22 protein-coding genes and 1 tRNA gene are annotated in these 25,325 nt (G+C 62.0%); 9 read left to right on the top strand and 14 right to left on the bottom strand.

What is annotated here, in order from left to right:
- Positions 1-96: 96 nt before the first annotated feature.
- On the top strand, positions 97-2,622 hold the full coding sequence (locus GIV35_RS03995; RefSeq protein ID WP_236264348.1) for a PepSY domain-containing protein: 2,526 nt from the start codon (positions 97-99) through the stop codon (positions 2,620-2,622).
- Between the two features lie 70 nt (positions 2,623-2,692).
- Here the strand turns inward: GIV35_RS03995 and GIV35_RS03990 are convergent, their stop codons facing one another.
- The 4 genes from GIV35_RS03990 to ptsP all read right to left on the bottom strand — a co-directional run bounded on the left by GIV35_RS03990 (position 2,693) and on the right by ptsP (position 9,840).
- Positions 2,693-4,234, bottom strand: a complete 1,542-nt coding sequence (locus tag GIV35_RS03990; protein WP_198716003.1) for an alkaline phosphatase D family protein — start codon at positions 4,232-4,234, stop codon at positions 2,693-2,695.
- Between the two features lie 105 nt (positions 4,235-4,339).
- Positions 4,340-6,049: a PTS fructose-like transporter subunit IIB gene (locus GIV35_RS03985; protein WP_236264349.1), complete on the bottom strand. Its 1,710-nt coding sequence runs from the start codon at positions 6,047-6,049 to the stop codon at positions 4,340-4,342.
- Between the two features lie 11 nt (positions 6,050-6,060).
- A complete protein-coding gene (gene pfkB, locus GIV35_RS03980; RefSeq protein ID WP_236264350.1) occupies positions 6,061-6,981 on the bottom strand; it encodes a 1-phosphofructokinase in 921 nt (306 codons plus the stop codon).
- Positions 6,982-9,840 carry a phosphoenolpyruvate--protein phosphotransferase gene (ptsP, locus tag GIV35_RS03975; protein ID WP_223023433.1) on the bottom strand — a complete coding sequence of 953 codons (2,859 nt, stop codon included), beginning with the start codon at positions 9,838-9,840 and terminating at the stop codon, positions 6,982-6,984.
- A 284-nt stretch (positions 9,841-10,124) separates the two neighbouring features.
- Here ptsP and cra point away from each other — a divergent pair, with 284 nt between their 5' ends.
- Together cra and GIV35_RS03965 are read left to right on the top strand one after the other, a co-directional pair.
- Positions 10,125-11,120, top strand: a complete 996-nt coding sequence (cra, locus tag GIV35_RS03970; RefSeq protein WP_236264351.1) for a catabolite repressor/activator — start codon at positions 10,125-10,127, stop codon at positions 11,118-11,120.
- Between the two features lie 2 nt (positions 11,121-11,122).
- Entirely contained in the window at positions 11,123-11,899 is a 777-nt protein-coding gene (locus GIV35_RS03965; protein ID WP_223023431.1) for a TatD family hydrolase, read from the top strand.
- Here the strand turns inward: GIV35_RS03965 and GIV35_RS03960 are convergent.
- The 5 genes from GIV35_RS03960 to GIV35_RS03940 form a co-directional block, all read right to left on the bottom strand.
- Complete coding sequence (locus GIV35_RS03960) at positions 11,846-12,274, bottom strand: hypothetical protein (protein ID WP_223023430.1); 429 nt, start codon at positions 12,272-12,274, stop codon at positions 11,846-11,848. The two genes, GIV35_RS03965 and GIV35_RS03960, sit on opposite strands and share 54 nt — an antisense overlap.
- 125 nt (positions 12,275-12,399) lie before the next feature.
- Positions 12,400-13,104, bottom strand: a complete 705-nt coding sequence (locus tag GIV35_RS27435; RefSeq protein WP_371264140.1) for a methyl-accepting chemotaxis protein — start codon at positions 13,102-13,104, stop codon at positions 12,400-12,402.
- 1,476 nt (positions 13,105-14,580) lie between these two features.
- Complete coding sequence (gene ampE, locus GIV35_RS03950; protein ID WP_105225747.1) at positions 14,581-15,417, bottom strand: regulatory signaling modulator protein AmpE; 837 nt, start codon at positions 15,415-15,417, stop codon at positions 14,581-14,583.
- The gene (ampD, locus tag GIV35_RS03945; protein ID WP_054896894.1) at positions 15,414-15,977 is read right to left on the bottom strand and encodes a 1,6-anhydro-N-acetylmuramyl-L-alanine amidase AmpD; all 564 of its coding nucleotides are present in this window, start codon (positions 15,975-15,977) and stop codon (positions 15,414-15,416) included. Before ampD ends, ampE begins: the two co-directional genes overlap by 4 nt.
- 61 nt (positions 15,978-16,038) lie before the next feature.
- Positions 16,039-18,186, bottom strand: a complete 2,148-nt coding sequence (locus tag GIV35_RS03940) for a DUF1631 domain-containing protein (protein WP_223023429.1) — start codon at positions 18,184-18,186, stop codon at positions 16,039-16,041.
- A 245-nt stretch (positions 18,187-18,431) separates the two neighbouring features.
- Between GIV35_RS03940 and nadC the strand changes: the two genes are divergently transcribed.
- Positions 18,432-19,280 (top strand): carboxylating nicotinate-nucleotide diphosphorylase, encoded by an 849-nt coding sequence (nadC, locus tag GIV35_RS03935; protein ID WP_034126256.1) that lies wholly within the window; start codon positions 18,432-18,434, stop codon positions 19,278-19,280.
- 169 nt (positions 19,281-19,449) lie between these two features.
- Here the strand turns inward: nadC and GIV35_RS03930 are convergent, their stop codons facing one another.
- From GIV35_RS03930 to GIV35_RS03920, 3 genes are all read right to left on the bottom strand, one after another.
- The gene (locus tag GIV35_RS03930; RefSeq protein ID WP_198862421.1) at positions 19,450-19,755 is read right to left on the bottom strand and encodes a DUF6388 family protein; all 306 of its coding nucleotides are present in this window, start codon (positions 19,753-19,755) and stop codon (positions 19,450-19,452) included.
- A 149-nt stretch (positions 19,756-19,904) separates the two neighbouring features.
- Positions 19,905-19,980, bottom strand: a tRNA-Thr gene (locus GIV35_RS03925).
- 64 nt (positions 19,981-20,044) lie between these two features.
- Positions 20,045-20,458, bottom strand: a complete 414-nt coding sequence (locus GIV35_RS03920; RefSeq protein WP_034126254.1) for a pilin — start codon at positions 20,456-20,458, stop codon at positions 20,045-20,047.
- A 201-nt stretch (positions 20,459-20,659) separates the two neighbouring features.
- On the opposite strand from GIV35_RS03920, the gene GIV35_RS03915 reads away from it, so the two are divergent.
- From GIV35_RS03915 to yacG, 4 genes are read left to right on the top strand one after another with little or no spacing between them, the layout of a single operon-like run.
- Positions 20,660-21,868 (top strand): type II secretion system F family protein, encoded by a 1,209-nt coding sequence (locus tag GIV35_RS03915; protein ID WP_223023428.1) that lies wholly within the window; start codon positions 20,660-20,662, stop codon positions 21,866-21,868.
- Positions 21,865-22,731, top strand: coding sequence for a prepilin peptidase (locus GIV35_RS03910; RefSeq protein ID WP_202691097.1), 867 nt, complete (start codon positions 21,865-21,867; stop codon positions 22,729-22,731). The genes GIV35_RS03915 and GIV35_RS03910 overlap by 4 nt, the downstream gene beginning before the upstream one ends.
- A complete protein-coding gene (coaE, locus tag GIV35_RS03905; protein ID WP_213154068.1) occupies positions 22,728-23,351 on the top strand; it encodes a dephospho-CoA kinase in 624 nt (207 codons plus the stop codon). Before GIV35_RS03910 ends, coaE begins: the two co-directional genes overlap by 4 nt.
- A complete protein-coding gene (yacG, locus tag GIV35_RS03900; RefSeq protein ID WP_003188437.1) occupies positions 23,348-23,548 on the top strand; it encodes a DNA gyrase inhibitor YacG in 201 nt (66 codons plus the stop codon). The genes coaE and yacG overlap by 4 nt, the downstream gene beginning before the upstream one ends.
- Here the strand turns inward: yacG and GIV35_RS03895 are convergent.
- Together GIV35_RS03895 and GIV35_RS03890 are read right to left on the bottom strand one after the other, a co-directional pair.
- On the bottom strand, positions 23,545-23,760 hold the full coding sequence (locus tag GIV35_RS03895; RefSeq protein WP_003171680.1) for a hypothetical protein: 216 nt from the start codon (positions 23,758-23,760) through the stop codon (positions 23,545-23,547). The two genes, yacG and GIV35_RS03895, sit on opposite strands and share 4 nt — an antisense overlap.
- A 64-nt stretch (positions 23,761-23,824) precedes the next feature.
- Positions 23,825-24,514, bottom strand: coding sequence for an energy-coupling factor ABC transporter permease (locus GIV35_RS03890; protein ID WP_198716012.1), 690 nt, complete (start codon positions 24,512-24,514; stop codon positions 23,825-23,827).
- A gap of 128 nt (positions 24,515-24,642) precedes the next feature.
- Between GIV35_RS03890 and GIV35_RS03885 the strand changes: the two genes are divergently transcribed.
- Positions 24,643-25,272 carry a DUF1780 domain-containing protein gene (locus GIV35_RS03885; RefSeq protein ID WP_003188431.1) on the top strand — a complete coding sequence of 210 codons (630 nt, stop codon included), beginning with the start codon at positions 24,643-24,645 and terminating at the stop codon, positions 25,270-25,272.
- The last annotated feature ends 53 nt before the right edge of the window (positions 25,273-25,325 follow it).

The following is a 25,325-nucleotide window of genomic DNA, read 5'->3' as shown; positions in this document are numbered from 1 at the left end:
CACACATCGGATGCGTGGGGCTTTTGCGTGTTTCCCGGCAACTCACGGCATAATGCGCGCCGTGATCAGATATCCAGCTAAGCGAGGCGCTCCGACGTGTTGAAGAAAACCCTGTTCCAGTTGCATTGGTTCTTCGGCATCACGGCCGGGCTGGTGCTGGCCTTGATGGGGGTCACCGGGGCCGCGTACTCGTTCCAGGACGAGATCCTGCGGGCGCTCAACCCCACCGTGTTGAGCGTGCAGAAACGCGAGGCCGGTGTACTGCCGCCCGCCGAGCTGGTACGCAAATTGGAAGCGGCTGAAGGCAAGACCGTGGCCATGCTGTGGGTAGAAAGCGACAGCGGCAACGCCGGCCGCGTGTCCTTCACCCCGCCACCGGGCGAGCGTCGTGGCCAGATGCGCTACTTTGACCCGTACACCGGCGACTACATGGGCGACGCGGTCGGCCAGGATCTGTTCGGCTTTATCCTGCAACTGCACCGCTTCCTCGCCATCGGCGACACCGGGCGCAACATTACCGGCGCCTGCACCCTGATCCTGCTGTTCTTCTGCCTCTCCGGCCTGTACCTGCGCTGGCCGCGCCAGGTGAAAAGCTGGCGTGTCTGGCTGACCCTGGACTGGCGCAAAAAGGGTCGCAGCTTCAATTGGGACCTGCACTCGGTATTCGGCACCTGGTGCCTGCTGTTTTATCTGTTGGCAGCGCTGACCGGGCTGTATTGGTCGTACGACTGGTACAACCGTGGCGTGACCAAACTGCTGTCCGACGCGCCGCAGAACGAGCGCATGCGCAAGCGCGGCCCAGCCCCGACCGGCCCGGCTCCGGTGGCCAACTACGACGCGATCTGGAGCAGCATCTACAGCAACGCCGGCCCCGACTTGAGCGCCTACAACATTCGGATGCCCGCGGTCGCCGGGCAACCGGCCACCGTGTATTACCTGCTCACTTCATCGCCCCATGACCGTGCGCTGAACCAGATCAACCTGGACCCGGCCACAGGCGAGGTCAAATCTCACGAGCGCTACGCCAGCAAAAGCCTCAAGGCGCAGTTGCTGACCAGCGTGTATGCGCTGCACACCGGCAGCTATTTCGGCCTGGTCGGGCGCATCGTCCTCACCGTCAGCTCACTGCTTATGCCGCTGTTTTTCATCACGGGCTGGCTGCTGTACCTCGACCGACGCCGCAAACAGCGCCAGGTCCGCGATGCCCGCAAAGGTCTGACAGATAACCACAGCGATGCCGCGGCCTGGCTGATCGGCTTCGCCAGCCAGAGCGGCTTTGCCGAACAACTGGCATGGCAAACGGCCGGGCAATTACAGGCTGCGGGCCTGGCGGTGAAGGTGCAGCCCCTGGGCAGTGTCAGCCGCGACGACCTCAGCCAGTCGCAGAATGCGCTGTTTGTGGTCAGTACCTTTGGCGACGGCGAAGCGCCCGACAGCGCCCGTGGGTTCGAGCGCAGCGTGCTCGGCCAGGCGCTGCCCCTCAAAGGCTTGAACTACTCGGTGCTGGCCCTGGGTGACCGGCAGTACGAACATTTTTGCGGCTTTGCCCGACGCCTGCATTTCTGGCTGACCAACCAGGGCGGCACCCCGCTGTTTGCCCCGGTGGAAGTCGACAGCGGCGATACCCTGGCGCTGCAGACCTGGCAACAGCAGCTGGGCCAGCTCACCGGGCATGCGCCGGCAGCGGCCTGGCCGACGGCCCAGTACGAAAACTGGACCCTGAGCCAACGCACCCTGCTCAACCCCGACAGTGTCGGCTCGCCCGTCTACCTGCTGGGCCTCACATCCACGTCTGCGCACAGCTGGGCGGCCGGCGACCTGGTGGAAGTCCTGCCGCGCAATTGCCCCTGGGCTATCGAACACTTCCTGGCCGGCCTGGGCTTGGTCGGCAGCGACGGTGTGGTGATCGACGGCGTCGCCCACCCCCTTGATCAGGCCCTGGCCACGCGCCAACTGCCGGAAAACCGCACGCACCTGGTCGGCCTGCACGCCCAGGCATTGGTGGATGCGCTGGTCCCCCTGGGCATGCGCGAATACTCCATCGCCTCGATTGCCAGCGACGGCGTGCTGGAGCTGATTGTGCGCCAGGAGCGCCACCCCGACGGCAGCCTGGGGCTTGGCTCCGGCTGGCTGACTGAACACGCCGCCCTCGGCTCGGCCATCAGCCTGCGTCTGCGGCGCAACAGCGGCTTCCATTTGCCCGACGCGCCTGTGCCGCTGATTCTGCTGGGCAACGGCACCGGGCTTGCGGGCCTGCGCAGCTTGCTAAAAGCACGCATTGCCGACGGCCAGCAGCGAAACTGGCTGCTGTTCGGCGAGCGCAATATCGCCCACGACTACCTGTGCCAGGACGAACTGCAAGGCTGGCTCGCCAGTGGAGACCTGGCCCTGCTGGACCTGGCATTTTCCCGTGATCAAGAGGAGAAGATCTACGTACAGGATCGCCTGCGCGAGTCAGCGGATGTGCTACGCAAATGGCTCGCGGACGGCGCAGCGATTTATGTGTGTGGCAGCTTGCAGGGGATGGCGACGGGGGTGGATCAGGCACTGAAAGACATCTTGGGCAATGAGGCGCTGGAGCGCCTGATCGAACAGGGCCGCTATCGTCGGGATGTCTACTGACCCCCAGGAACAAAGAAAATCGAAGGTGGGAGCTGGCTTGCCTGCTCCCACAGTTTTAACTGTATTCCAATCAGATGGGTTGCAGCTTTTGCTCGAACACCGAGACTCCATCGAGATCGCGCAGCATCACCGTCAACTCCGCCGTCTGCCCATCAATCTGCACTTCACCAAAAAACTGAAAGCCCGCAAACGGCGAGGTGTTCTGTGCCGGTGGCGCCTTCTGGAATACCACCTGCGGGCCAAAGGTTTTATCCAGTGGGTTGGGCCCGAAACTCCCGGCATTCAACGGCCCCGCCACAAACTCCCAGAACGGCTCGAAATCCTGGAACGCCGCGCGGTCAGGGTGATAGTGATGCGCCGCACAGTAATGCACATCGGCCGTCAGCCACAGGTGGTTGCGCACCTTGTGCTCATGCAGGAACCCCAGCAGTTCGGCGATCTCCAGCTCACGCCCTTGCGCCGGGCCAGGGTCGCCATTGGCGATCGCTTCCCAACGCGCCACGCCGGGGCTGACCTCACCGTCGGGCACGCCCAGGCCGATGGGCATGTCGGCGGCTACCACCTTCCACTGCGCTTGCGACGCCTTGAGCCCGCGCTTGAGCCAGTCCAACTGTTCACGACCAAGGAAGGGTTTTTCAGCGCCCAGGTTGTCGTCATTGGGCCCGCGATAGCTGCGCATATCCAGCACAAACACATCCAGCAGCGGCCCATAACTGAGCTTGCGATAAATGCGCCCGCCACTGTCGGCGCTCTGTCGGCGCATGGGTGAATATTCCAGCCAGGCCTGGCGGGCACGGCCCACCAGGGTGTTGATGTCGCGGGTCTGGTAACGCTCATCCAACTGCTTGCTCGATGACCAGTTGTTGATCACCTCGTGGTCGTCCCACTGCCAGATCTGCGGCACCTCGGCATTGAAGCGGCGTACGTTTTCATCCAGCAGGTTGTAACGGTAATTGCCGCGATATTCATCGAGGGTTTCCGCAACTTTGCTTTTGGCTTCAGTGGTGATGTTGCGCCAGATGCGCCCGCCTTCAGTGGTGAGCTGCGCGGGTACCGGGCCGTCGGCGTAGATGGTGTCGCCGCTGTGGATAAAAAAGTCTGGCAGGCGCAGGCGCATGGCTTCATAGATGCGCATGCCACCGATGTCCGGGTTGATGCCGAAGCCTTGGCCGACGGTGTCGCCGCTCCACACAAAACGAATATCACGCCGCTGTTGCGGCACGCTACGCAGGTGGCCGAACCAGGGTTCACTGGCAATGCCGGTCTGGGCGTCTTCGAAATGCACGCGGTAGAAAATCGCCTGGTCGACCGGCAGCCCGGTGAGCTCGACACGGGCGGTAAAGTCGGTGCGGCTGTCGGCCAGGGGCGAGACGAATCGGCGCGGGTTGCTGAACACGCTGCGGGTATCCCACTCCACCACCATCTTCGCCGGGCGGTCACTGCGGCTCCAGATCATCGCGCGATCGCCCTGCAGGTCGCCTGATTGCACGCCGTCAGTGAGTTGCGGTCGGTCCTTCACCGAAGCGATCACCGCCGGCGCCAGGCCCGGCAACAGCAGGCCAGCGCCCACAGCTTGCATCACGCGGCGGCGACCGAGATCGAAATGGCTCATGCAGGTGCCCTCTTGAGTATCAAAAGGGCCACTAAAGCATGACGGGATGAAGCGCAGATGACACTGATCAGGAGAACGGTCTAGCTCCCACACTTTCTGCCAGTGTCAGGCAGTCACGGCCAGCTCGGCCGCTTCCGGTCGCTTGAGCACGGCATACACCAAGCCGGTCAAGACACTGCCCGCCACAATCGCCAACAAATACAACAACGCATGGTTCATCGCATTCGGAATCACCAACACAAACAACCCGCCATGGGGCGCGGCGAGTTTGCAGCCGAAATACATCGACAGCGCACCGGTCAACGCGCCACCGGCGATGCTGGCTGGAATGACGCGCAGCGGGTCTTTGGCGGCGAAGGGAATCGCGCCTTCGGAGATAAAGCACAGCCCCAGGATCATCGCCGCCTTGCCGGCCTCGCGCTCGGTCTGGGCGAACTTGCGCCGGGCCAGCAACGTGGCGATGCCCATGCCAATCGGCGGCACCATGCCGGCGGCCATGGTCGCGGCCATCGGCGCGCCGCTCGACGCGGCCAGCAGGCCAACCGAGAACGCATAGGCCGCCTTGTTGATCGGCCCACCCAAGTCCACGCACATCATGCCGCCGAGCAGAATGCCCAGCAGCACCGCGTTGGTGGTGCCCATGGTGCTGAGGAAATCCGTCAGGCCCGTGAGCAAGCGGGCGACCGGTGGGCCCACCAGGTAGATCATCACCAAGCCGGTAAACAGGCTCGCCAGTAACGGGATAATCAGGATCGGCTTGAGCGCTTCCAGGCTCTGGGGCAGTTGCACCGCCCGGCTGATCAGCTTGACGCAATACCCGGCGACGAAACCGGCCAGGATGCCGCCGATAAACCCAGCCCCCAGCGTCCCCGCCAGCAGCCCGCCGATCATGCCGGGCGCAAGGCCAGGACGGTCGGCAATCGAGTAGGCGATGTAGCCCGCCAGCAACGGCACCATCAACAGGAACGCCTGGTCACCCACGGATTTGAGCGCCGCCGCCAAGGTGCCGGGCTGCTCGAAAGCATGGATGCCGAACACAAACGACAAGGCGATCAGCAAGCCCCCCGCCACCACCATCGGCAACATATACGACACGCCGGTGAGCAGGTGTTTGTAGACGCCGGTTTTCTCCGCCTTGGCCGGTGCACCGCCGGCCGCGCTTTCCACCGCGCCTTCGGCCAGGGCTTTGTTGAGGATGGCTTCGGATTGCTTGAGGGCAATGCCGGTGCCACAGCGGTAAATCTTCTTGCCGGCGAAACGCTCGGTGGCCACTTCGATATCGGCCGCCAGCAATACCACATCGGCATCGGCAATCGCTTGCGGGCTCAACGGCGTGCGGGCGCCCACCGAACCTTGGGTCTCGACCTGCAGGTCATAACCCAGGCGCTGAGCAGTCTGCTGCAAGGCTTCGGCGGCCATGAACGTGTGGGCCACACCGGTGGGGCACGCGGTAATCGCGACGATACGCGGCGCAGCCTTGGCCGCCACCGGGGAGGCGTCGGCGACATACACCTGGGCTTCTTCGGCGCCCCGGCGCAGCACGCCCTCGACATCCGCCAACGCCTGGGCCGGTGTGCTCTGAAACACACGCTTGCCGACAAACCGCTGCATATCCACCGGGGTACTGCTGACCAGCAGCACCCACTCGGCATCATCAATCGTCGCCTGGGACAACTGGCGCTCCGGGCGCTGTACATCGACGACTTCAACACTGGTGTGCAAGCCCATGCGCTGGGCGGCGGCGTCCAACAAGCGGGCGCACAGCACACTGGTGACCATGCCGTTCGGGCAGGCGGTAACAATGGCTAACTTCATCACAAACCCTCTTATTGTTCTGTCAGCGTGCGCACATCGACGCCGCGTTCGAGATGCGCCAACTGCGCGTCATCGCTGATGCCAAAACCGATCTGTGTCACCGCCATCGCGGCAATCGCCGTGGCCCGGCGCAGGGTGTGCTCTGGCGTGTCGCCACTGAGCAAACCGTGGAGCATCCCGGCCAGCAGCGAGTCCCCGGCCCCCACGGTACTGGCCACTGCCACCTTGGGCGGCGTGGCGTGCAGCACCGTACCCGGGCGGTACCAGGTCACGCCTGCGGCCCCGTCGGAGACCACCACATGTTCGACGCCTTGCTGATGCAGGCGGCTGATGGCATCGGTGGCGTTACCCAAGGCTTCGGCCAACTCTTCGGTATTGGGTTTGACCAGCCACGGGCCAACCTCCAACCCCAGGCGCAGCGCCTCGCCGCTGGTGTCCAGGGCGACTTTCAAACCGAGGTCCTTCAACGCCTCCAGCAAACCTTTAAACCACTGCGGGCTGACGCCGCGCGGCAAGCTACCGGCCACCACGACCGCATCGAACTCCGGGCCAATCATCGCGACCATCTTGAGCAGCGCTTTTAGCGCCTCTTCAGTCACCAGCGGCCCCGGTGCATTGATGTCGGTGACACGACCATCCTGTTCGGCAATCTTGATATTGCTACGGGTTTCGCCGGGAACCCGGATGAAGGCATCGCCAAACCCACGGCGCTTGATCAGCGCATTGAAAGCCTGGGGGTTGGCACTGCCGAGGAACCCGCCCACGCTGACGTAATGGCCCAGGTCGGCCAGCACTTGCGCCACATTCACGCCCTTGCCGGCCGCGTGGGTGAGCATCGCTTCACTGCGATTGACCTCACCGGGTTGCAGGTGCGCCAGGCGTACCGTGAGGTCCAACGCCGGGTTCAGCGTCAGGGTCAGAATATTCGCCATCTACACGGCCTCCACTAGGGCACGCACTTCGGCGGGCGAACCCACCGCCAGTGCTTGTTGCGCCAGGCCCTGGGCCTCGCTCAGACTGAATTCACGCACCCGCGCCTTCACTTCAGGAATGCTGCGGGCCGACACGCTCAACTCATCCACACCCAGGCCGACCAGCACCGGCACCGCCAGCGGGTCCGCCGCCAACTCGCCGCACACACCTACCCATTTGCCGTGGGCATGGGCGGCGCGCACGGTGATGTCGATCAGTTGCAGGACTGCCGGGTGCAAGCCATCGGCCTGGGCCGACAGGGTCGGGTGGCCGCGGTCGATGGCCAGGGTGTATTGGGTCAGGTCGTTGGTGCCGACGCTGAAAAAGTCGACTTCCTTGGCGAGGACCGGCGCCAGCAGCGCGGCTGAGGGCACTTCGATCATGATCCCCAGTTGCAGGTCTGCCACTGGGATCTCCAGGCGCAGGCGCTCGGTCATGTCCCGGGCGGCGCGCCACTCATCCACGCTGCCGACCATGGGGAACATGATGCGCAGCGGGCGATTGTCCGCTGCACGCAGCAATGCGCGCAGTTGCGCTTCCATGATCTGCGGGCGTTGCAACGTCAGGCGAATGCCGCGCACACCCAGGAAGGGGTTTTCCTCTTCGGCGATCGGCCAATAGGGCAAAGGTTTATCGCCGCCCACATCCAGGGTGCGCACCACCAGCGGGCGACCATTGAGGCCGTCGAGTACGCGCCGGTATTCGGCCTCCTGGGTGGCCTCGTCCGGCGCCTGGGGGTGGGCCATGAAAATCAGTTCGGTGCGCAGCAGGCCAATGCCTTCGGCGCCCTGCTCCACTGCGCTGGCCACCCCGGCGCTTTCGCCAATGTTGGCGAACACTTCCACGGCGTGGCCGTCACGGGTCAGCGCCGCTTCATGGCGCTGGGCCGATGCGGCTTGCAAGCGCTGTTCGCGGCTGTCGCGCTCCACGGTGGCCCGTTGCAGGGTGGCGGCGTCGGGGTCCACATGCAGGCGACCACGCTGGCCATCGAGCAACAGTGGCGTGCCCGGGTTGAGCAATAACACCGCAGCGCCAGCGCCGACCAAGGCCGGAATGCCCAGGGCGCGGGCGACAATGGCGCTGTGAGCGGTGGCGCCGCCCCGGGCGGTGAGAATGCCGGCAACGCGGGCCGGGTCCAGGCGCGCCACGTCCGAAGGGCCGACCTCTTCCATCACCAGGATGTAGGGCTCGCTCGGTTCCTGCACGCTCTGGACGCCGCACAACTGGGCCAGCACGCGGCGGCCGATGTCACGCAAGTCGGCAGCACGCTCGGCCAGCAAGGCATCCTGCAAGGCTTCCTGTTGCTTGGCGGCGGCTTCGATCACACTCATCCAGGCGGCTTCGGCGCTTTCGCCCTGCTTGAGGCGGGTGTCGACTTCGTCGGTCAGTTCCGGGTCGTCGAGCATTTCCTGGTGCGTGATGAAAATCTCGCGGATGGCCTTGGCCTGGCTACGCTCGATCAAGCCCTGGATATCCGTGCGCACGTCGCTCAAAGCGGTGTGCAGGCGCTGGCGCTCGGCGGCGGCGGATTCACCCCGTAGCGGGTAATCGAACACCTGCGGCACCTGGATATGGGCCGGGCCGATCGCGATACCCGGCGCGGCGGCAATGGCCTGGAGTTGGCTACCGCTCAGTGGCGCGCTGAGCACCGGTTCGATATCGACCTGTGCGGGCTTTACGCTCACCGTGGGCAAGGGCTCGACCTCTTCGCCAAGGCCCTCTTGCACGGCGGCCAAGAGGGCGGGCAGTGCATCGTCGGCCACCGTCGGCTCGGCCACAAACTCCAGCACCTGGCCACGACGTGCGCCGAGGCTGAGCAACTTGCTCAGACTTTTGACCGACACGGCGCCCACCGCGCCATCGACGATGCGTACGCGGATATCGCCGTCAAAACTTTTCGCCAATTGCGCCAGGATCTTGGCCGGGCGCGCGTGCAGGCCGTGGGCGTTGGCCAGGGTAATACGGGCGCTGGGCCAGTCCGGCGGCAGTTCACCGCCCAGCACTTCCAGCACCGCGCGGCTGCTGGTGGCGCGTCCCAACTCCTGGCCGCGCCCTTCAATCAGCAAGGCACACAGGCGTTCAAGCAGGGCCTGGTGCGCTTCACCGAGGCTCGCCAGGCAGAACAGGCCGTGCAAGGGCTGGCCGAGGTAACGCATAGGTTTGTCCGGCGTCACAAAGGCCAGGCCCGGACGCTTGACCGTCTGCTCGCTGTGCAACCACCACAGGCCATCGCCCAGGGGCAGCGCGTCGACTTGCTGCAATACGGCGGCAAAGCCATTGCTCACGCAGTCGGCCTGGCGCAGCAGGCGCGCACCGCGCCACACCAACTCTTCAAAATCATCGGCCGACACGCCCAGGCTGATCATCTGCGCATCCAGCGCCAGTTCCTGGGGCGCGCCTTGCAACAGTTTCAACAGCGCTTCGGCACTGCCGGCACGGCGCAACGCCTGGCCCAGGTCAGTTTCACCGAGGGCACGGGTGAGCAGTTGCAACAGGCGCAGGTGTTCATCGGACTTAGCCGCGATGCCAATCGCCAGGTAGACGATCTGGCCATCGCCCCAGTCCACTCCTTCGGGGAACTGCAGCAGGCGCACACCGGTGGAAAACACTTGGTCGCGGGTTTCTGGCGTGCCATGGGGGATAGCAATGCCTTGGCCGAGAAAGGTCGAACCTTGGGCTTCACGGGCTTGCAAGCCACTGAGATAACCTTCGGCAACCAGGCCATCGGCCACTAATTTGTCAGCGAGCAGGTGCAAGGCAGCAGATTTATCCACAGCCACCTGGCCCATGGATATCTGCTCTACAGTGAGCTCAAGCATGCCGTTCTCCTAGTTAGTGCGACGGGCGCACTAGGTATTGTTGTAGGTAAATATGTTCAAAATTAACTGACTGAGCGGTCAATTGGCAGTGGTCACTCAGTAGCGAACATCGTAAAAATACGCTTGCTGAAACGTTTAATCTAGAATTTATGGCAGATTACGCGTTAATTACGCAAGCTTGAAGGGCCACTCGGCGCTTGCTGTGGGACATTGGTCGAATGCTGGAATCGGTTACGATTGGACAAAATGTCGGGGCGAGCGCCAAAAAACAAGGAAATCCCGGTTTGAAACTCAGTGATATCGCACGTCTGGCCGGTGTGTCCGTTACCACCGCCAGCTATGTCATCAATGGCAAGGCCGAACAGCAGCGCATCAGCAACGCCACCGTTGAGCGTGTGCGTGCCGTGGTCCAAGCCCATGGCTTTACCCCCAACCCTCAAGCCGCGGGGCTGCGCAGCCGGCATACGCGGACCTTGGGGTTCATCCTGCCAGACCTGGAAAACCCCAGCTACGCACGCATCGCCAAACTGCTGGAACAAGGTGCACGGGCGCGGGGCTATCAGTTACTGATCGCCAGCTCCGATGACGAAGCGGACAGCGAGCGCCAACTGCTGCAACTATTCCGGGCGCGGCGTTGCGATGCGTTGTTCGTCGCCAGTTGCCTGCCGGCCAGCGATGACAGCTATCGCGAGCTGCAGGCCAAGGGGCTGCCGGTGATTGCCATCGACCGGGAGATGGAGCCGAACCAGTTCTGCTCCGTGGTCAGCGACGACCACCAGGCCTGCCAGCAACTCACTAGCAGCCTGCTGCAACCGTTGCCCAAGCAGATCGCGCTGATCGGCGCACGGCCCGAGCTGAGCATCAGCCAGGCGCGTACCGCCGGTTTCCGCGATGCGCTGCAAGGCTTTACGGGCGAAGTGATCATCGAACAGGGCGAAGCCTTCAGTCGTGACTGCGGCCGAGAGCTGATGGAGCAACTGCTGCAACGCCGGGGGCATCTGCCGGACGCGCTGGTAACCACCTCCTACGTACTGCTGCAAGGCGTGTTTGATGCGCTGCATGACTTCCCTCTCAAGTCACGCCCCCTGCGCCTGGGCACCTTCGGCGATACCCAGTTGCTGGATTTCCTCCCGCTGCCGGTCAACGCCATGGCCCAGCAACATCAGTTGATTGCCGAGACCGCCCTGCGCCTGGCCCTGGCCGCCATTGAAGAAGAACAGTACCAACCCGGCGTGCATGCGATTGGCCGGACCTTCAAGCAGCGTATCCACGAGGCCTGAGCGTGGAGCTGATCGACACCCACACGCACCTAGACTTCGAGGACTTCGACCAGGATCGCTCGCACGTCCTCGCCCACAGCCGTGAACTCGGCGTGCGGCGCCTGGTGGTGCTGGGGGTGTACCAGAAAAATTGGCAGCGGCTATGGGACTTGGTGCAACAGGACGAAGGCTTGTTCGCCGCCTTCGGCTTGCACCCGGTGTATCTCGATGAGCATCGCCCCGCCGACCTGCTGGAGCTGGGTGACTGGTTGACGCGCCTGCATGGCCACCGGCAACTGTGCGCCGTGGGCGAAATTGGCCTGGATTACTTTCTGGAACAGTTGGACCACGAGCGCCAGCAACCGCTATTTGAAACCCAGCTGAAACTCGCGGTGGATTTCCAGCTGCCGGCCCTGCTCCACGTTCGCCGCAGCCACGCCGCGGTAATTGCCACCTTAAAGCGTATCCGCCTGCCCAGAGGCGGCATCATCCATGCGTTCGCCGGCAGCGTTGAAGAGGCACGCGAGTACATCAAGCTCGGGTTCAAACTGGGCCTGGGTGGCGCTGCCACCTGGCCCCAGGCGAAGCGCATGCACAGGGTACTGACCCAGTTGCCACTCGACGCCGTGGTGCTGGAAACCGACTCGCCGGATATGGCCCCGGCCATGTACCCCAACCAGCGCAATAGCCCGCAGCACCTGCCAGACATCTGCACGGCCCTGGCCGAGCGCATGGGTATCAGCCCTCTATTGCTGGCTGAGGCGAGCACACGCAATGCGTGCGAGCTGTTCAACTGGTAGCGCACTGATGGCCTGCAAGTTCAAGGTCATTGTCTGACGATGACGGGCGTAGCGCACCACCAGCAAATGGATCAACACCGCGACCAGTGAAATGTTGAACTGTGCGTTGACACTGAGCAGCCCCAGCCACTCGGCGACCAAGGCCACCAGCAAGGTCGCGCACGTCAGCATGATCATGCTCGGCCGCACCAGCGCCCATTGGTCCACGGCCCTGAACTGGCGCAACTGCTTGACGCAGCACAACTGCAACCCGCAGTGGCAATACGTACAGTCAAACGGCACATCGATGGCAATGGCGTTCAGTTGCCAAGGCTTGAGTTCAAACGTCATGTTGCACTGGGCGCAATGCCCCCTGATACCGATTGCGGCGGCCATCGTTTTGTCCCCTCGTGACCGTGACGGATGACATAAATTTTCACCTATTCACGCCCCGATAAAACACGCATCGGTAAATCAAGACATGGGCCACAGGCCCCGTGGTTCAGCCCTTCAGAACCGACCTACACCCGAAACGCACCAATCAATTGCTTCAACTCAACCACCTGGGTTGCCAGTTGTCGACTGGCCGCTTCCGTGTGCTGGGCGCCTTGCGCTGCATGCTCGCCAGCACGGTTGATTTCGACAATGTTCTGGTCGATGTCGTGGGCGACCGCCGTTTGCTGCTCCACGGCGGCGGCGATTTGCTGGTTCTGATCGACGATCATCCCAACTGCCCCCAGGATATTTTCCAGGGCTTGCTGGACTTTTTCCGACTGCCCCACCGTGCCATTCGCCATTTCATGGCTGCTGCCCATGGCCTTCACCGCCGCGCCCACGCCGCTGTGCAAGCGGCTGATCATCTGCTCGATTTCCTCGGTGGAGTGCTGGGTGCGCCGAGCCAGGGTGCGCACCTCGTCGGCCACCACCGCAAAACCACGCCCTTGGTCACCGGCGCGCGCGGCTTCGATGGCCGCGTTGAGCGCCAGCAGGTTGGTCTGCTCGGCAATGCTCTTGATCACTTCCAGGACGCTGCTGATGGACTGGCTGTCGGCAGCCAGTTGGTTGATCACCCGCACCGATTCGTCAATCTCCGCCGCCAGGCGGGCGATGCCGCCTTGCTGGGATTGCACCAGCGCACGCCCGGTGACCGTTTCATCATTGACGCTCTGGGCACTACTGACCGCCGCCGCCGCGCTGCGTGCCACCTCTTGGGCAGTGGCGGACATCTGGTTCATCGCGGTCGCCACTTGTTCGATCTGGCTGCGCTGGCCGGACACCGCCTGGTTACTCTGTGCCGACACCGCCTGCACCTGGCCGGCCTGCAACTCCACCTGGCTGACCGTATGCCCAACGCGCTCGATGAGGTCATGAATCTTGGCCACGGTGCCATTGAACACCTGGCCCAAGTCGCCCAGCTCGTCGCGGCTTTGGGCAACGAAGGTGACCGTCATGTCACCTGCCGCCACTTTGTCCATCATCGCCCCCAGGCGGCGCAAGGTGGTGCGGGTGGAGACAAAGAAACCGGCATAGAGATAGAAAATCAGCGCAAACACCGCCGCCAGGGCCGTGACCAGCAACACCATATGCAGGCGGTTTTGCGCCAGGCGTTGCTGCAACTGCTGCCCGAGGAACGCCAGGGTGGCGTCATCCAACTGATAGGTCTTGGCCATCAACTGGCTGACGCCGTCATAAAAACCCTGCCAAGACGTATCGAGGGTCTCGGCCATCACCACCTGCTCTTCAAAAAACTCACTGCCTTGCTTGAGGCTGGCCCGGCTGGCTTGCGCCGAAACGTCGAGGGCTGCATGCGCGGCCTGGCTGGCGCCCAACGCGTCCTGCAGCTTCAAGCCATATTCCCCGTGGAGTTTTTCCAGCTGCTGCAGCAGTTCGTCAAAACGGGTGCTGGAGGATGAATTGATAAAGCCCTGCCCCAGGGAGTACGCGCCCATCGCACGGCCTTCGCCCAAGGCCTGGGTGACTTGAGGGGTGACTGTGGTGACCAGGTCGCTGAGCTGGCGCAGGTCACTTTGCGGATCACGGCTCAAGCCGGCTTGGCTGGCAATAATCTGGCTGAACATCTGGGCCTGGTTGAGTAACTTGCCGATCAACGCCGTTTTGTTGAGCAACGAGGTTTCCTGCTGCTGGGCCTTGAACGCGGCGATCAACTCGTCGCGCTTACTGTCGAAGACGGCAACTTGCTCGGGCTGGGTCGCAATGGCGCGCAGGTCCTGCAAGCGCTCCACCACACTGGCTTCCAAGGCGCTGATCCTGGTCTCCAGGTCTGCTGCTTTGCCGGACTGGCCAAGGGTGGCATTGATCTGGACCTGGTTGTTGAGGGTTTCAAGGTCGCGGCGCAACGCCAGGCTGCTGCCGAGCAGGTCGAGACTCTGCAGTTCGACCCGGGTGCCCTGGTATTCACGCCAGGAGTCGCGCACCAGGTAATAGTTGGTCGCCAGCATCGGCAGCAGGAACAGCACGCTGATCAGGCTGAACTTCATGCCGAAGCTCAGGCGGTTCATCAGCGCGACGGCGGGATAGAGCAAGCTCTTCACAGGTGACCTCCCCTTCTTTTATTTTTATTGAGGCGCAGGGCGGCGGCAGATAGCCACTATTTGGCGCTCTATCTGTATAGCTCAATTCGAAAGGGAGTTTTGTAACGTAAGGTTAACGGCGGGAGCGATGGATACCCCCGCCGCTATCACTCAGGGCAACACCGTCCAGATGGCAAACCCGGCATACCACAGCACCGCCGCACGCAGCAGCAGTTCCCACAGGCGATCCAGGCTGTTGATGCCATCGGCCCCCACCACTGGCGCAGGAATTTCCGCGGCGGCCAGGCCGACTTTTTCCACCAACTGTGCCGCGCTGATGTCCCAGCTCAACAGTTCGTGGAGCATCACACGGCTGACCCCGACGAAATTACCCACCAAGGCAAAGCTGGCCGCCAGCAGGCGTACCGGCAACCAGTCAAACGCGTGGCGCAATTGCGTGGCGCGCTCGGCCACCAACGGGTTCTGGCTGTTTTCGCTGGCCAGCGCCAACAGGCGGTAGGCCAGGGCGGCCACCGGGCCCAGCAGGAAATACCAGAAAATCACCGCGAAAAAGCTTTGATACGCCTGCCACAGCAGGTAGCCCTGGACGCGCTCCAGCAATTGCTCGCCACTGTCGGCGCCAAGTTTGAGGTCACGTTCGGCCACATGCTCGGCCGCTTGCAGGTCACCGCGCCGCCAGGCGTCGCGAAACGGCCCCAGCCCCGCCAATAGATCGCCACGGCCCAGGCTGTAGATCACCACCAGCAAGTGCACCGGCAATGCCAACAGGCCATAGGCCACCGGCTCCAGGACCAGCAACAACAACGCCAGCAATGCCACCGGCAGCAGCACCAATACCAGCAGGATCAACCAGGGGCGCTTGCCCATGCGCGGGCTCGATTCCAGCTTGGCCAGCTCACGCAGCCATCCACCGTCGCGCTGCAACCGCAGGCGCAAGGCCGAGAACTTCTCGATCCACACGGCCAGCACCAACACCAGGAAACTCATCGTTCGTGTCCTCCATCCTGCAGGGCGCTGCGAAAGCGCGCCCAATCAAAAGCGGGGCCCGGGTCAGTCTTGCGCCCCGGAGCGATGTCGCTGTGACCACAAATACGTTGGCGGGTGATATCTGGGTATGCGGCCAGCAGTTGGCGTGTCAGGTCGATCAGCGCCGCATACTGGGCATTGGTAAACGGTAGGTCATCCGTGCCTTCCAGCTCGATTCCCAGAGAAAAGTCGTTGCAGACCTCGCGCCCTTCAAAGACGGAAATACCGGCATGCCAGGCACGGTCGCGGCACGAAACAAATTGCGTCACAGTGCCGTCACGTTCAATCAGAAAATGCGCAGACACTCGTAGGCTCGCGATCCCTTCAAAATAGGGATGCTCTGAGATATCCAGGCGGTTCTGGAAAAATTCCTGCACCTTGCCGGTGTTGAACTGCGCCGGGGGCAAACTGATGTTATGCACCACCAACAGCGAGATTTCGCCTTCAGGGCGCTCGTTGAAGTTGGGCGAAGGGCAATGACGAATGCCCTGGCACCAACCGCTGGCGGGGTCCAACTGCATACAGGCTCCTTGAATGAGAAGAGGTGTGACCAGTATGCCGCGTTCCACCCTACGGTTGCGATCACTTGCCGCGATTGAGTTGCCGCAGGTTGCCCACCACCGCTGCCAGCGCACGCTCGAACAGCGGGCCATCATCCAAGGCGTGCAGGACGCCCTGCTTGAACGCCAGCGCTAACTGGCCCGCGCTTTTCTCCAGCACCTTGAGGCCGGCGCGGCTGACAAAAACATAGGTATCGGCGGGCGGCATGATGGCGATCAATTTGCAGCGCAGGGTACCAGCTTCATGTTGCTGCAGCGCTACCCAAGTACCGGCTCGCAACTGCTTGGCTTTGAGCAGGTCGGGGTCATCATGGGGCAGTGGTTCGTCGGCACCCGGCGGGCCAGCCCCCAGGATAAAAGGCTCACGGACTTCAACCAGCACCTCGCCGTCGAGCGGCTGAACATGCATGGCCTGCAACCGCAGGAAGAACTCACGGGTACTGAAAGGATCGAAGGCCGCACTGGCCAACCCGTCACGCAAGGCCTTGAGCAGCCCGGGTAATTGCTCGAGCAAACGCCGGCCCGCTTCGGTGTCTTCACGCAGGCCGACGCTCCAGATCAATTCATCCAGGGTGCGCAGTGCCGCCTGCCACTGCAGCGATTGTTCACCGTGCTTGAGAACGGCCACTAACAGCACCTGGCTCCACGCCTGCTGCACAAATTGCAGCACCGATGGCGGCAAGGTTTTGCCCACGAGCCGCCGATTGAGCACGTGCGCCACACACTGGCGCGCCACCTCGACCTGCAGGCGCTCTTGCTCGGCGTCACGGGTATGTCGCTCAAGTCGCTCGCTGCGCTTGCGCTCTTGGGCTATGAATGCGCTGAACGTGGTGAGCAACTGGGAGAAAATCGCCGGGTCTTCGACGAACTCATTCAGCACACGCTGTACGAGTTGCTCGATACACAGATAGAGGTTGTCCCGTGGGTGGTCATGGGGCGGGCTCCAGCCGATGACGGCGCTCGCCATGTCATTGAGCAAGCGCCGCGCCGGATGCTCCGCGCAACTGAACAGGCTCTTGTCCAGCACCGCCACTTTCAGCAGCGGGATCTGCAAGCGAGCGATCAGCGCCTTGAAAACGTCCGGCACACTGCTGTCATCGAACATGAACTCGAACAGCATGGCGACCAGATTGATCACATCTTCGTCTGCCTCTTCTAATACCCTCGACTTGCCGCTTTTGACGCTGCCCCGGGTCAGCAACTGTTCCAGCTGGTTGCGCAGGTCGAAATCGTCCTCGCCACCGGGCTCCGGGACATATTGCTGCAAATGCGACAACAGCCGTAGCAGGTCACGGGTGGCAATCGGCTGCGGCTCGGCACTGGCTTCAAGGGTCGGGGCCACGCTGCCACGCACGGCTACCAGTAACTTTTGCAAGGCACTGAACGCTTGCTGGCCGCTTTTATCCAGCGGCGGGTCGGCCACCGCTTGGCGGGTGTAATGCTGGTGCTCCCGGGCCTCGCGCCCGCCAGCTCGACGGGACGGGACCGTCTTGAGTTGCGGCAATACGCCGGTGGCGATCAGCAATTGGTTGGCCTCGCCATACAACAGGTCGGCATCACTGAGCACGTATTTCTCAAACAGCTTGAGCATGACCAGCTTGACGCGAATCTCCACCCCCAGGCTGCGCCCTGCTTGCAGGAAAAACTCACAAAGCCGCGCAGGGCCCAAGGGGTTTTCAGGGTCCTCCAGGCGCCTGCCGAGCAGTTCACTCAAGCGTGCGTTCAACTGCCCCAGGGCCAAGCCATCACGATGCCGCACCCGACCGAGCATCGCCTCCAGAGCCACGGCTTTTTCCACATCATCCGCGCTGGTGCCGGGTGCCGCCTCATAAGACACCACCGGCACCAGGTGTGCACCGCTGCACCGGGCCTGGCCCAGGTTGGCGAACGCCACAAACAGCTGCTCCATGAACACGCGCTCGAAGTTCTTGCGCTTGAGGCGCAGGTCGCGCATGGCCTCGAAAAAAATATGATGGTCAACGGTGCTACGGGCCTTTTCGGCCATTTCGAACAGGGTGTCGTCGGCGTTATCGAACAGTTCCTGCAAGCCTTGCTGCAGCTGTTGCGCAGCCTTGTCACGCACCTGCAGCAACACCACCGGCAGGCGCGCGAGCGGCGATGGCGTGGCCTGTGCCCTGTTGATAGGCACCACCTTCCCGTCATTGTGCATCCTGGCCTCCTGAAACGGCGGTTTTGAGCGGTGGAGAGACGGAGCGCAGGCCCGGCAGGCACTGCAAACACCCGATCACCACCAGGACGTCAAAGCTATGACGCCAATTGCAAGGCGCGAGATTATCTTGCAAACGAGGGCAGTTGCGCCAGCACACTCTGACTTTGTGCGGTAAATGAGTGGCGAGCCTGGGTTAGAACGCACGCTGGCCCTATAATCGAGGCACTTTGTTTGTGGAGCCTGTTATGCCGAACCTCCGTCTTGCCGACCTCACCGCCGAAATCGAAGCCAACGTGCGCCGCGCACTGCTGGAAGACATCGGCAGTGGCGACATCACCGCGCAGTTGATCCCGGCCGAACGGCTGGCCAAGGCCACGATCATTACCCGTGAGGCGGCTGTTATCGCCGGCACGGCGTGGGTGGATGCGGTGTTTCGTCAACTGGACCCACGGGTTGCTGTGCATTGGCAGGTGGCTGATGGTGAACGAGTGAGCCCCAACCAGGCGTTGTTCCACCTTGAGGGCCCGGCCCGCTCGCTGCTCAGTGGTGAACGTAGCGCGTTGAATTTTCTGCAATTGCTGTCAGGGGTTGCCACCCGTGCGCAATTTTTGGCGGACTTTGTCGCCAGCACCCAGGTCAAGCTGCTGGACACCCGCAAGACATTGCCCGGCCTGCGTTTAGCGCAGAAATATGCGGTGACCTGCGGCGGTTGCCACAACCACCGTATCGGGCTGTATGACGCGTTCCTGATCAAGGAAAACCACATCGCCGCCTGCGGTGGTATTGCCCAAGCGATCACCGCCGCCCACAAGATTGCCCCGGGCAAGCCGGTGGAAATCGAAGTGGAAAGCCTGGAGGAATTACGCGAGGCCCTGGCGGCGGGTGCCGACATCATCATGCTGGATGAACTGAGCCTGGAAGACATGCGCGAAGCCGTGCGCCTGAACGCAGGCAAGGCCAAGCTGGAAGCCAGCGGCGGGATCAATGAAACCACCTTGCTGCCTATCGCTGAAACTGGCGTGGACTACATCTCCATCGGCGCGATGACCAAGGATGTGAAGGCGGTGGATCTGTCGATGCGCCTGAGCATCTAGGAAACCATGCAGGCCGGGCGATTGTGGCGAGGGAGCTTGCTCCCGCTGGAGTGCGCAGCGCTCCCAAACCGTTCATCGACGTACACCTGATGTATTTCGATCACCCAATTTGGGGCTGCTTCGCAGCCCAGCGGGAGCAAGCTCCCTCGCCACAACAAGCCCGCCGTGCTTAGACCACCAGATTATTCATCTCGCAGTACTCGTCCCAATCGACACCCAGCACCTCGGCCGCCTCTTTGTGCAAGGCCAACCGCGCGGCCTCGAACTCTTCGGGTGTCGAGGTGTACTTGAGGGTCAGCTCCCAAGGCTGGAAGCCCTGGCTCTCGGCCTCATCTTCGAATGCCCACTGAATCTGGTCGCGCTGATCGTCGGCACTCAGGTCCTTGATCTCTTCTTTAAGCTGCGGCGTCGCTTCAAGGTAGTGCTTGAGCGCTTGTTCGTGCCGTGCTTCCTGGGTCATCTCAGTCGTGGTCATGTTGTTCTCTTAGATCGAGGAATGGGAATGCATCTGGGTCTTCAAGGTTGCGCAGATACAAAAGAGCGGGGGCAAATGCCCGGCTCACCTGGCCTTCAGAACCATTCTGGGATCATCTGAAAACATTGCCGTTGAAACAGTGGTGCCTGTGGTGCCCGAGACAGGAATCGAACCTGCGACCTTCGCGTTACGAGTGCGCTGCTCTACCGGCTGAGCTACACGGGCGGTGGGCTAAAGCTAGCACTGCATTGGGCATGCAGCAACCAACTCGCTCACCGCCCGGCGACTGTCACGCGCCGTTGGCGCCGCAGCCCTTGGCAGCATACTGAGCCTCTACCGTGGTGGCACAGCTCCAGCCGGTGGTGGCGCTGCGGGTCAAGGTGATGGTCTTGCCCAGCACGGGCGCGGGTGCATCAAGGATTTCACAACGCAAGGTACCTGCGCCCGAGGCCACATCGCCTGTCACTTCGATGGTGCAGTTGGCGGTAGGGCTTGTGCCCCCGATGAGGGCCAGGGTTGGCACGGTGCCCTGGTTGATGGCGTCCTCGTAGCCGGCCTTTAGCGCGCTGATTTCAGCCAACCCCGCCGTGAACTTGGCCTTGGCCTGGTGCTTGGTGTACATGGGCAGACCGATGGTGGCCAAAATGCCGATGATTGCCACGACGATCAATAATTCGATCAAGGTAAAACCTTTTTGACGCATCTCTTTCACTCTCCAGAATAGAACCATGACAAGGCGCATCCTGCGCCCCGTAGTGTGCAACGGCGCCAGTGTACTCATCCCCACGCAGCCGTTCGCCTGCAAGACGCACAATCTGACATTTTATCGCCCAGCGCCAGCCTGCCCGAATTCGCCACCTGACTAAGCTATAAATTCTTCACGACCTGGGTGCGCCAACCTCACATGAACGACACTCCAACAATCTATGCTTGGGAAGGCATCAACCGCAAAGGCCGCCGGGTTTCCGGGCAAATCGCCGGGCATAACCTTGCGCTGATCAAGGTACAACTGCGCCAGCAAGGGATCTGCCCTGAGCGTGTGCGCAAGAAATCTTACGGTTTACACATCTTCAAGACGCGAATAACGCCCGCAGATATTGCCCTGTTCACTCGCCAGTTAGCCACCTTGCTCAAAGCCGGCATCCCGCTGCTGCAAGCCTTCGACATCATCAGCGAAGGCGTCGAAAACCTGCAGCTGCGCGAACTGGTGAAGGCGTTGAAACAGCACATTGCCAGCGGCCACCCCTTGGCCGCTGCCCTGCGTCAATATCCCCGCTACTTCGATGAGTTGTATTGCAATCTGGTAGCAGCTGGCGAAATAGCCGGCGCCCTGGAAACCTTGCTCGAGCGCGTGGCGATTCATCTGGAAAAAAGCCAACGGCTCAAAACCAGGATCAAGAAAGCCATGACCTACCCTGTCGCGGTACTGGTAATTGCCACAGGGGTGAGCACAGTGCTGTTGATTCACGTTGTGCCGCAGTTCCAGAACTTGTTCGCCGGGGTCAACGGCCAATTGCCCGGGTTTACCCTGGCGGTCATTGCACTGTCGGAACTGTTGCAACACGCGTGGTGGATGCTGGCGCTGGGCGTGGGCGCCATAATGGTCGCTGGGCATCACGCCTATCGAACTTACCCGGGCTTTCGCCATTGGTTGGCGGCAGGTTTGTTGAAAGTGCCCGTGGCAGGCAAACTGCTGCACAAATCTGCGGTTGCTCGCTACGCTCGCACACTTTCCACCACCTTTGCGGCGGGCGTCCCTCTGGTACAGGCATTGGGTTCGGTGGCCGGCGCCGTCGGCAATGGCCCCTTCAAACAGGCAATCGAACGTATGCGCCACGATGTATCCGCAGGCATGCAGTTGAATCATTCGATGCATAACAGCGGCCTGTTCCCAGGCATGGCGATCCAGATGACCGCAATCGGGGAGGAGTCCGGCACCCTGGACCGCATGCTGGAAAAAGTCGCGAACCACTACGAGTCAGACGTGGATACCTTGGTCGACAACCTCACCAGCCTGATGGAGCCGCTGATCATGGTCGTATTGGGGGGGATTGTCGGCGCGCTGGTAGTCGCCATGTACCTGCCGGTGTTTCAATTGGGGACGGCGTTTTGAGCCTGCTGCTGAGCGAACATCCCTGGGCGTTTGTTGGCCTGGCGCTGGTGTTGGGCCTGATCGTCGGCAGCTTCCTCAATGTGCTGGCGTGGCGCCTGCCCAAAATGCTCGAGCGGGAATGGCGTGCCCAGGCCCGTGAGATTCTCGACTTGCCAGCCGAGCCCGGTGGGCCGACCTATAACCTGATGCACCCGAACTCCTGCTGCCCGCACTGCAATCAACCGATTCGGCCTTGGGAAAATATCCCGGTGCTCAGCTACCTGCTGCTCCGGGGGCGTTGTGCCCACTGCCGCGAGCCCATCGGCCTGCGTTACCCCCTCACCGAACTCGCGTGCGCGCTGATCTCAACCGCTGTCGCCTGGCACTTCGGCTTCGGCTGGCAAGCCGGCGCGGTGATGCTGTTGAGTTGGGGCTTGCTGGGCATGAGCCTGATTGATCTGGACCACCAACTGCTGCCGGATGTGCTGGTGCTGCCGCTGCTATGGCTGGGGCTGATCCTCAACAGTGCTGACCTGCTGACGCCACTGCCCGATGCAGTGTGGGGCGCGGTCATCGGCTACATGAGCTTGTGGTGCCTGTTCTGGCTGTTCAAGCTGGCCACCGGCAAAGACGGTATGGGCCATGGCGACTTCAAGTTATTGGCCTTGCTGGGAGCCTGGGGCGGCTGGCAGATTCTGCCGATGACCCTGCTGATGGCCTCGCTGCTGGGCGTGTTTGCCGGGCTGATCCTGCTGCGTTTGGGTAAGGCCCAAGTGTCAGCGCCAATGCCGTTTGGCCCCTGCCTGGCAATTGCCGGCTGGATTGCATTGCTCTGGGGTGGTCAAATAACCGACTTCTATTTGCAGTCTGTCGGTTTCAGATGACCACTTCTGTTGCAACACCCTGGATTCTTGGGCTCACGGGCGGCATTGGCAGCGGCAAAAGCGCTGCGGCCGAGCACTTTATCAAGCTGGGCATCGACCTGGTGGATGCCGATCATGCCGCGCGCTGGGTGGTCGAGCCTGGCCGCCCTGCCCTGGCACGCATCGCCGAACATTTCGGCGCCAGCGTGCTGCAACCCGATGGCCGACTGGACCGTGCCGCGCTGCGCAAACTGATCTTTGAGGTCCCACAAGAGCGCCTGTGGCTGGAAGCCTTGCTGCACCCGCTGATCGCCGAGGAAATTCGCAGCCACCTGGCACGCGCCCAATCGCCCTACGCGATCCTGGTGTCGCCGCTGCTGATCGAGTCCGGGCAGTACAGCATGACCCAGCGCATCCTGGTGATCGACGTGCCGCAATCGCTGCAGATTCAGCGTACCCTGCAGCGCGACGGCATCAGCGAACAACAAGTGCAGGCGATTCTCAAGGCCCAGTCCAGCCGCGAAGACCGCCTGAACCATGCCGATGACGTGCTGGTCAACGATAAGGACCTCGCCTGGCTGCACGGCGAGGTCGAGCGACTGCACCACTTTTACCTTACTTTGCGTGGAGGCCGATCATGAGCCAACCCTTGACCGTCGACTGCCCAACCTGCGGTGCACCCGTGGAATGGAAAGCGACCAACCTCAACCGACCGTTCTGCTCGGACCGTTGCAAGCTTATCGACCTGGGCGCCTGGGCCGCTGAAGAACACAAGATTCCCGTGGCCCCTGACGCCGAAGATGAACTGTTTTCCGAAGACCTACCGCCGCGCCACTAAGGCCGCATAAAAGCATATTCCTGCTGGTCGTCGAGGTTTTCGGCAAGGTATTGCAACTCGTCGGCCAGGTCTTCAAAACTGCGTACCCCCTTGCTTTGCTGCACCACCGCACTGAGCATGGCGCGCAAGGTCAAGCCGGGGTCAAAACCGATTTCCTGCGCTGCATCCTGGCTTCTGCGCAACTCCTGCCGTGCCCACTCGTACACACTCATGATCCGTGCTCCTGAAAATTTTGCAGAGCATGGACCCGCGCCGCTGCCTGGCATTTGACCTGGATCAACGCTGCGAATCGTCGTCCTTCCACGGCGCCGAGAGGTAGCGGGTACGGTTGAACGTCTCCAGCCATTCCGGGCAAAACACCACCAGCGCGCTGATGACCATGCCGTTGATGAAAGCTTCGGGAAAGATGATCAGCCATAGGTAACCGACAAAATCTTCCAACCACTCAGGCATCGCAAAAAGACCGTCTAACCACAACAGGCCCAGGCCGGCCAACAGGCACAGCAATGCCGACAGTGCGGCAGCAAAAAAGCCCGAACAGAAGATATACACAAAGGGGTTTCTCGGCTGCGCCCGTTCTACCAGCAGCGCGCACCCTTCGGTGACCAGCACTGGCAGCACGATCAGCAGCAGGCCATTGATGCCAAGCGCGGCCAGGTCCTGGCGCCCCAGCAACATCAAGCCAAGCTGGGCGGCAAAGCCTCCGACGATTGCCAGCGGCCAATCCAGCAGCAAGGTCACGGCGGTCATGCCGATAAAGTGGTAGGACACGCCGGTATCGAAATCCCGTCGCACCAGCCACAGCATGAACAGCGCGAACACCGTACCGAACAGTAAATGCTGGCGCCGACGGTCGGCAAACAGCTCCACCCATGGCGAGCGCAGGATTGCCCACATCATCACTGGCGCATATACCAGCCAGCCGAAGCCGAGAGTCTGGGGTGCCAGAACCGCTGCACTGATCACGGATGCTCTGCCTTCACCAAAAACCTCATCACACACCTCGTCCCTGGGCCTGTTTCACGCAAGCATTCTACACCCGGGTTTTAAGGCAAGACTTCCTGTGGTCATCATTTGAACGCTAAGCTGCGACTATGGATGACTCAGATTATTTGCGCCTGCTCACCGTAGCAGCCGAACAAGCCAATGCGTTTCTGTCCAATGCCCGCAAGTGGGAGCGTGAGCGTTGGGTCTGCCAGCGCCTGTTACAAGGCTTGAATGTGCCCTACCGTGTCGAAGAATTCCACGCAGCGGGCCAGGAGCCGCCCGACGTGTTGTTTCGCGACGCCAGCTTCGAGGTCTTTTTTGTGTTGGATGAGGGCCGCCGCCTGAACGACGAGTGGCGCGATGAGTTGCTGCGCAGGCGCAGTGCTTTCTCCTTGAGCCAACTGGTACGGCGCGAAGCGAAGCCACGGCGAATCCCCGCCCATGAATTCCTCCTGCGCCTGGCCCCCACACTGCGTAAAAAAGCCCACAACTATAAAGAGCGCGGCATGGACCTGGGGGAGTTGGACCTCATTGCGTTTACCAGCCTCAAGCGCGAAGTATTGGACCTCAACAGCCATTTTCCGCCGCCGACCGAATACCTGCGCCAGGGCTGGCGCTCGCTGTCACTGGTGGGTCCAACCTTCGCCAGGGTGCTGTTTGCACATCCCGATGCGCCGGACTTCTTGCGCAACAATCTGGGCCGCAGCATAGTGTTTGATGTCGGCATCAGCCTTTGATGCCCCTGGCTGTAACGTGGCGCCCCTTTGCAACGTCTACCTGACGAGGCCTT

It is taken from the genome of Pseudomonas sp. PA-1-6B (assembly GCF_021609545.1).
GTDB classification, from domain to species: Bacteria; Pseudomonadota; Gammaproteobacteria; order Pseudomonadales; family Pseudomonadaceae; genus Aquipseudomonas; species Aquipseudomonas fluorescens_BV.
This window is presented reverse-complemented; position numbering and strand designations above follow the sequence as displayed.